9 protein-coding genes are annotated in these 7,408 nt (G+C 37.6%); 1 reads left to right on the forward strand and 8 read right to left on the reverse strand.

Features of this window, described 5'->3' with window-relative positions; genetic code table 11:
• Positions 1 to 93: 93 nt before the first annotated feature.
• Positions 94 to 216 (forward strand): hypothetical protein, encoded by a 123-nt coding sequence (locus BM253_RS17605; protein ID WP_262487602.1) that lies wholly within the window; start codon positions 94 to 96, stop codon positions 214 to 216.
• Positions 217 to 363: 147 nt separating this feature from the next.
• On the opposite strand, the gene BM253_RS16905 is transcribed toward BM253_RS17605, so the two are convergent.
• The 8 genes from BM253_RS16905 to BM253_RS17215 form a co-directional block, all read right to left on the reverse strand.
• Positions 364 to 834 carry a YdeI/OmpD-associated family protein gene (locus BM253_RS16905; protein ID WP_245758529.1) on the reverse strand — a complete coding sequence of 157 codons (471 nt, stop codon included), beginning with the start codon at positions 832 to 834 and terminating at the stop codon, positions 364 to 366.
• A 345-nt stretch (positions 835 to 1,179) separates the two neighbouring features.
• The gene (locus BM253_RS17635) at positions 1,180 to 1,452 is read right to left on the reverse strand and encodes a hypothetical protein (protein WP_317040978.1); all 273 of its coding nucleotides are present in this window, start codon (positions 1,450 to 1,452) and stop codon (positions 1,180 to 1,182) included.
• A gap of 15 nt (positions 1,453 to 1,467) precedes the next feature.
• Entirely contained in the window at positions 1,468 to 1,944 is a 477-nt protein-coding gene (locus tag BM253_RS17640) for a methyltransferase domain-containing protein (protein WP_397334453.1), read from the reverse strand.
• A gap of 10 nt (positions 1,945 to 1,954) precedes the next feature.
• Positions 1,955 to 2,770, reverse strand: a complete 816-nt coding sequence (locus tag BM253_RS16915) for a helix-turn-helix domain-containing protein (protein ID WP_091526658.1) — start codon at positions 2,768 to 2,770, stop codon at positions 1,955 to 1,957.
• 20 nt (positions 2,771 to 2,790) lie between these two features.
• Positions 2,791 to 3,786 (reverse strand): SDR family NAD(P)-dependent oxidoreductase, encoded by a 996-nt coding sequence (locus tag BM253_RS16920; RefSeq protein ID WP_091526660.1) that lies wholly within the window; start codon positions 3,784 to 3,786, stop codon positions 2,791 to 2,793.
• Positions 3,787 to 4,411: 625 nt separating this feature from the next.
• Positions 4,412 to 5,176, reverse strand: a complete 765-nt coding sequence (locus BM253_RS16925; protein WP_091526661.1) for a zinc-dependent peptidase — start codon at positions 5,174 to 5,176, stop codon at positions 4,412 to 4,414.
• A gap of 109 nt (positions 5,177 to 5,285) precedes the next feature.
• Positions 5,286 to 7,247, reverse strand: coding sequence for an OmpA family protein (locus BM253_RS16930; RefSeq protein ID WP_091526663.1), 1,962 nt, complete (start codon positions 7,245 to 7,247; stop codon positions 5,286 to 5,288).
• A gap of 11 nt (positions 7,248 to 7,258) precedes the next feature.
• Positions 7,259 to 7,408 (reverse strand): type IX secretion system membrane protein PorP/SprF (locus BM253_RS17215; protein ID WP_143095706.1); only part of this gene is annotated, 150 nt, incomplete at its 5' end.

Consider the following 7,408-nt stretch of genomic DNA (forward strand, 5'->3'; position numbering starts at 1 on the left):
AGCCGATGCACAAAAAAGTAAAGACAGCCATGAGCAATGCCTTCGGGTTTGGAGGACATAACTCCACCATTATTTTTCGTGAAATTTAAATTAATGAAAAAAGAAAGAAGTATTTATAGAGCCGCCAAACGTAAAACAACGGGCGGCTTTCTACACCGCGTTGAAGAAGTTTCGGCAACAGAACTTGCAAATGCTGCAATTAATGCAACAATTTGATCAAATTGGACTATTAAAGATAATTAAAAAGGAAATGAATCTGCCTTGCTTTTTATAATCAGTTTGTACATCTTGTAAAAGCATTTTCAATCTGCGTGAATACTTTTTTATGATGTTTATGCTCTTTATTTTCTTCTCGTCGGATATTTATTTAGCATTTAGCTTATCCCTGCCAATAAATTTATTTTTTCCAAGCAGAAAACCAATGGCTTTTTCTATATTTTCAGCACGTTTTTCAGGTGTTTTAAGCGAATTAATATACCGGATGATTTCCTTCCTTAGAAATGGTGGAATTTGCAAAAAAACTTTCTCAGCAGTTTTATTTTTTTGAAGGGCTAAAGCAAAATCCGGATGTGGTTCCACACTACGGTCAAGTGGATCAAATTTTATTGTTACATCTAAATATTCCCCTATTCTTCTTGGAGAATCACTTAACATAATTGTGTTTATATACAATCGCCATGCACCTTTAAAACGTACCAAAGTCTGTGTATACGCCTTTTCATTTATAGTTCCATTGATTGGTATCGGGCCTTTATTTCGTCCCGCCTCCTTAAAAACAGCATCTAACACCTCATCGGGTATATAAACAAATGGGTTGATTCCTATAATTTCCAATTGTGCTTTAAACTTGAACATCTACGCTATAAAAAATTCTTTAATTCAACCTCATACATGATTTATTTATTGATAAGAGGTATATCTGCTACTTCAATAAAAATTACGACAAGTAATTTACAAAAATAAACGATACCTATAAACAGTTTAAAAGATCCATCTTCACCACTTAAAATACTACAGCTTATGCCAGACTTTCAGTTCATAAATGAAATCGCCTAAACCAATATTAAACATCTGCTCAACTACCATGACCGCTTTTAAGTAGGTATTTACATTGGTCAAGCGAGAACAAACCTAATATGGTAGTTTTTGATGTTGAACAGAGCTACATTGCCTACTATATTACATTTTTCCGTAGAGCAGCAAACGTTTGAAAGCATAAATTGCCGGAAATTTCCCGAATGATTTTTCAATTCTTTTTTTGTACTCATTAGTGAAAACTTCAGAATGTTCGTTCGACAGTCTTTCAATATAAGGAATAAGCGCTGAACCCGAAATGAAATCAAACAATTTTCCTGCATCATCCGCAATGATCGGATATACCTTCTGAATAATCTGCAAGTCTTTCAAACCGGCTTTAAACATAATTTGCGCATATTGATCGATACTCAGCATAACAGGTTTTCTTTTTCACCCTTTCAGGAAATCGCTGTAGGGTTTTTCCTGAGCTAGTTCCAGCAAAATCCTATTCAGAACATTATCGGCCTGCATGGGCATTTGCACGGCAAACTGACCATTATTGGTGAGATGTGAAATTAACTTCGGAAATAATTCCTCATGATGGTCTGCCCATTGAAGTGCTGCATTGCTAAAAATGAGATCAAATTTTTTATCAGAATGAATGAATTCTTCTACGGAAGCTAACTGGAATTCCAGCTTTTCGGTTTGAAAGACTTTGCTTTTGGCAAGCATTTCAGCAGAAGAATCAATACCGATAAAATTTGCCTTATCAAACTTTTGCGAAAGAATATGGGTTTGCTCGCCCGTTCCGCAGCCTATATCAACTGCAGTTTTAAGATTTTCAGGAGAAATAAATTCCATTAAATCAAAAAACGGTTGGTAGCGGATGTTTTTAAACTGGTTGTATATTTCAGGGTTCCAAGGAATGGCTTAAGTTTTATTCTGTATAATTATTTAGCAATTTGGTTGGCGCAAAGCCATACTGTTTTTTAAAGGCAAATGAAAAATGCGAAAGGTTTTCGAAGCCTATCTCATAATAAAATTCAACAGGTTTTTTATTCTTTTCAGCCAATTCATAATGTGCCTGTTCCAAACGTTTTTTGGTCAGCCATCGTTGTGGTGTGGTATGAAATGTTTTTTGAAAATCACGCTTAAAGGTGGTCAGGCTGCGTCCCGTAAGGTATCCGAATTTTTGCAATGGCATATTGAACATGAAGTTTTTTTCCATAAAAGTTTTCAGATCTATTTTTCCCGGTTCTTCAAAATTATTCAAAACAGCATCGATATTTGTTTCAATGGTTCGCAAAATAGTGATTGCTTCGTTAATTTTTAAAGAGGCTATATTTTCTGGAAAATCATTTTGAATTTCGAAGTAGGGAATCAGCGAATTAAGACAGCTTTCCAATAAGGGATGTCTATGAAAACGGATGATCTTCTCTGTTTTAATTTCTGATCTTACCGGTTGATTTTCATAAAATTCTTTCAACCTTTTTGTTGAAAGATGCATTGCAACCGCTTTATGCGGCAACCCGTCTTTAGGATAATTAACAATGGTTGCCAATTGGTTTCTCGGAATCAGAAAAGTTGTGCCCGCGCCGAAAACAAAACTTTCATCGGCCTGAATGATTTTGGTTTCACCTGAAATCAACCAGACCAGTAAATGATCTTGAAATGCCGCTTCCGTTCTGAACAGCTTTCCTTCGTAACAAGAAAGTTTAAGCTCGGGGTTGATATAGTTGACCTGATATTCCATGTATTACAAATATACAAATATCAGTTTAGTTTAAATGTAATGCCCGTCATTTCTTCACTTAATTCCCACAAACGCTGTGCATTATCCCTATCTAAAGAATACCCTTTTACACCACCTATCAGTTTATCGTCCTGACTAAAAAGTGCTACGTCTGCATTTTCGCAATAAACACCTCCCAAATTATTTAACAAAGGACTTGTGGCACACCAAACCGATGTTGCCGCACCTTGAGGAATGGTTTTTAAAGAAGCCTTCACTTCTGGCAATAAATTTCCTTTGGAATCTACATATCCTAATTTTTGAAACAGGTCTAACGGTGCTTCTCTTGACAATTCCGTTTCTCCAACAGCTCCGGGGCATAAAGCATAGCTTCTAACATTGTGCTGTTTTGCACGATTATCTAACTCAAGCGAAAAAAGATTTACAGCAGTTTTAGATTGTCCATAGCCAAGCAATGTTTCATATTCACGATTAAAAAAATTAGGATCGTCAAAATTAAAATCTGAAAATTGGTGACCGCCTGAAGAAACATTTACAACCCTTGCACCGTTTGCTTTTTTCAAAGCAGGCCACAATCTTGCAGTTAGCTGAAAATGTGCTAAATAGTTAACTGCCAATTGCGATTCAAATCCTCTATCATCTCTACGCAGCGGAACCCACATAATACCTGCATTGTTGATAAGCAAATGAAGCGGGCTTCCTGAAGTCAGAAATTTTGCGGCAAAAGCATCTATTGAATCAGGATTGCCCAAATCAAGTTCCTCTAATTCTACATTCGCAATTGCCGCAAGATTTCTTTTTGCTTTTTCAATGTCTCGAGCCGCAACTAACACCTTTGCACCTGCTTTGGATAAGGTTTTTACCGTTTCTAAACCAATTCCCGTATTTCCTCCGGTAACAATTGCTGTTTTTCCCGACAGATTAATTCCCTTGATTACTTCTGCTGTTGTTGATTTTGAATTAAAACCCGAATTAACCGGATGTTGTAATTTACCCTGATAATTGTTTTGTTCCATCTTTTTTAATTTTTATTAGTTGATAAAACAAAATTAGTGCGACATAAGACAAACCACTTTGCTGAAAAGTCCTAATTTGCTTTGTTTAGGAGCTCATAAAAAAGGAGATAAACCATGAACCATTGCGATATTACCAATGGCGCTTTTATTTCTTGTAATTAAGCCCTAAAGTTTTCAAAGTCTGTTAAGTAGACTTGCAATAATGGGGTACAAAAGTAATAGAGTGATGTGGTTAAAAGAACTATTGATTCAATAAAACTCTATAAATAACAAATCTGTCAGATAATTTCAATTTAAAGTTATAAGAAGACTTTCATCCTTATAATTAAGTCAACTTTATACAACTTTATACAAAAACATCCGCTTATAAAACGGATGTAAAAGTGAGAATTTAATTTGCGGTTAGCAAACTTTCTAAAAAATAGCAGACACCTGCCAAATTAATTAAAGATGCCTTAACTAATTAATATCTCAACTTAATTAATTTTTAAATGTAATTTTAATAAGTAAACAAAACTTATATAAATGTAATTAAATATTTAAATAATCAAAAATAAAATTGATATTAACACAAATTATTGCTTATTTCAGTAGTTTAATCTATAATAGCGTGAACTGTTTTAAGCTATTTAACCTTTGGATGTTTAATCATTCCGCCCACATATACAAACAAATCGGGGAACTGCTGTTTAAAAACAGTTTCTTTTTCAAAAAACAATTCAATTAGTACCGAAACCAGCTCTAAGGGGTTGGTAAATGCATACGGACGTATAAAACACGTTTCTGTAATTTTTGCCAAATTATGTGGTACTTCTATCCATTCATTAATTAAACGAAAACCTTTTTTAAAACGGTCGGCATCAGGGTGCTTTGCATAGGTCTGCAACATTTCAAAACACAATGCATGGGTAAACTCATGCAACGCTACATCTTTACCATCATTGCTGTAATAAATATCGTGTTCAAATTCATCTAATGCCAGCATAACCGCATTCATTTTTGGATTAAAATGTCCGGTATGGGTTTGATCCAAGTGCGGAAAGTATTGCGCGGTGGGATATACAATAATTTTATCAAAGGTGTTTATTAAGTAGCTCTTATAGCCCAATGTAAGTTTTACATAACTTGCCGCGACTGCAACTTTGTGCGCATTGGTTAACTGCGCGTTTTCTTTGATTACAAATTCGTACTGGTTTAAAAAGTTTAATACACGTTTGCTAAAATTTAGTTTAAACTTATAGGGTATATGGTTAAATACGGGAAATACCTTTATTATATCAGCCGAAAACTGATATATCAATTGTTCGGCTGTGAGCTTCAGGTTAAAATTTCCTTTGGGCGTATTTAAATGATAGCGGTCGTAAAAAAGTCGTGATCCAGTGAAAAACATTTTTTTGTTTAAGATACTAAAATATGCAAGGAAATCAAAATTAATCTACAACCAAAAAAAACGCTACCCTTCGGTAGCGCTTTTAAAATATATAAGCTTTTGTGGTTCCTTACATCTCCAAAATAATAAACTCGGATCTGCGGTTTGCCTGGTGTGCTTCTTCGCTACACTTAACGCCATCTGCACATTCGTTGATTAACTGGCGTTCTCCGTAACCTTTCGCCGTTAAGCGTGATGCTTCGATGCCTTGGGAGATCAACCATTCTCTTGTCGATTTCGCACGGCCCTCTGATAACTTGTCGTTGTATTTGTGTGATGCTCGACTGTCGGTATGCGAACGGATATCGATCTTCATTGTCGGGTATTCTTCCAACACCGCCAATACTTTTGCCAGCTCTGCTGCTGCATCAGGACGGATGTTGTATTTGTCCAGATCAAAGTAAATTGGGTTCAGTTTTAATACTTTAAACAAGTCGTCGCCTTTCTTCACTTCCGTTTTCTTGCGCTCCAATACAATGGTATGCTCGGTTACACCGCTTTCTTTATTCATCTGCACAAAATCTTCTTTGGTGGTGTACTCGTTCTTTTCTACTTTCAAGCGGTAGCCTTCTCCACATTTGAATTCGTTGTTGAAAGTGTATGTGTTGTTTTCATAACGGTTGCTGGTTTCCAATTCGGTGTACAGTCTGTCGTACAAAGTCACATTTGCATCGGGTATGATGTTTCTTGTTTTAGAATCTACTACCGTTAACAGTAATTTTTGGATACATTCCAATTGCAACGGTTTGGTTTCATAAAAGCTGTAGATATCGTCGTTTCCTTTACCTCCGTCGCGGTTGCTTGAAAAGAATCCTTGTTTGGTGTTTGGGTCGATATAATACGCAAAATCGTCTGCATTGCTGTTAATTGGTGCGCCTACGTTGTGGATCTCACCCGGATTGCTGTTTCTGTCTAACTTGGTTGCATAAACATCTAATCCCCCTAAACCTACTCGACCATCGCTTGAAAAATACAATTCACCGTTTTCGGTTACAAACGGAAAGGTATCGCGCATTTCGGTGTTGATTGCCGATCCCATGTTCACCGGACCGCCAAAGGCACCTGATGGATGGATTGCTACCTGCCATAGATCCGATCCTCCGAATCCGCCCGGACGGTCGCTTGAAAAATACATCGTTGCTTCGTCCTGGCTTAAGGTTGGGTGTGCCGTATTGTAGCCATCCATATTGAACGACAATTCGGTTACGTTTTCCCACTTGCCGTTAACGTTTTCTGCGCGGTAGATTTTAAGGTTCGTGTTTTTGTTTGAATCGTACTTACGCTCGTTATTGATGTAATTGTTTCTGGTAAAATACATCGTATTACCGTCTTTGGTAATAACCGCGGTTGATTCGTTTAATGGCGATTTTACCTTGCCTTTCAAACGTGTTACTTTGTCGTCTTTGGTAGCTGTGCTTGCTACGCTGTACAGGCTGGTAAAGGCATCGCCTGTCCAGGTGTGTTCGCGTTTGCTTAAGCTGCCCGTGTCGCGGGCGCTGGTAAAGTACAATTGGTTGTTGTGCACATAGCTGCCGTAATCGGCAAACTGCGTGTTGGTTTCCAGGTTGTTTACCTGATCGTATCGTCCTGAATTTGCCTGAATCTGTTTTTTAAGTTCGGCTTCGTTCTTGCGTATCTGTGCAACCTGCGTGTTGCTGCCTGCTTTGCTTACAAACTGCTCGTAATAGCTTTTGGCTTCGGTATCTTTGCCCACGTGCTGCAAGGTTTGTGCATAGCGGTAGTAATACTCGCTTGCAGGTGCTTCGCTTGCGTATTCGGTAAATAAGCGTTCGTAGTGCTTTTCGGCTTCGCTATAGCGTGCGTTAAAGTAGTAGGCATCGCCTAACTTCTCTAACAGGTCTTTGCTTACGTAACCGCGTTTGGCTACTTTTTCGTAGATGTTAATCGCATCTATATATGCCCACTGGTCGTGTTCTTTATCGGCTTTCTTTAAGCCTGCCTGTGCCTGTGCATCCGTGTTCCCCATTAAAAAGGCGGTGAACAAGGCTAATGTGTATATCCCTTTTTTCATATCCTTTGCTTTTAGAAGAAACGCGGCGAGTTCACGCGGCGGTATTTGTTAAACAATTCAAAGCGGACAAAGATCTCGTGCGAGCCGTTGTTGTAGTTTCTAAGTGCTTTTACATCGCTGTCGTAGCTGTAACCTATGAACATGCCGTCGGTTACCTGGAA

It is taken from the genome of Paenimyroides ummariense (genome assembly GCF_900115115.1).
Taxonomy (GTDB): Bacteria; Bacteroidota; Bacteroidia; order Flavobacteriales; family Flavobacteriaceae; genus Flavobacterium; species Flavobacterium ummariense.

What these genes read in the sequence shown, in the direction of transcription:
- BM253_RS17635 (WP_317040978.1), bottom strand. Translation starts at nt 1,452, where the DNA reads ATGCTGAGTATCGATCAATATGCGCAAATTATGTTTAAAGCCGGTTTG.
- BM253_RS17605 (WP_262487602.1), top strand. Translation starts at nt 94, where the DNA reads ATGAAAAAAGAAAGAAGTATTTATAGAGCCGCCAAACGTAAAACAACG.
- BM253_RS16915 (WP_091526658.1), bottom strand. Translation starts at nt 2,770, where the DNA reads ATGGAATATCAGGTCAACTATATCAACCCCGAGCTTAAACTTTCTTGT.
- BM253_RS16920 (WP_091526660.1), bottom strand. Translation starts at nt 3,786, where the DNA reads ATGGAACAAAACAATTATCAGGGTAAATTACAACATCCGGTTAATTCG.
- BM253_RS16930 (WP_091526663.1), bottom strand. Translation starts at nt 7,247, where the DNA reads ATGAAAAAAGGGATATACACATTAGCCTTGTTCACCGCCTTTTTAATG.
- BM253_RS16925 (WP_091526661.1), bottom strand. Translation starts at nt 5,176, where the DNA reads ATGTTTTTCACTGGATCACGACTTTTTTACGACCGCTATCATTTAAAT.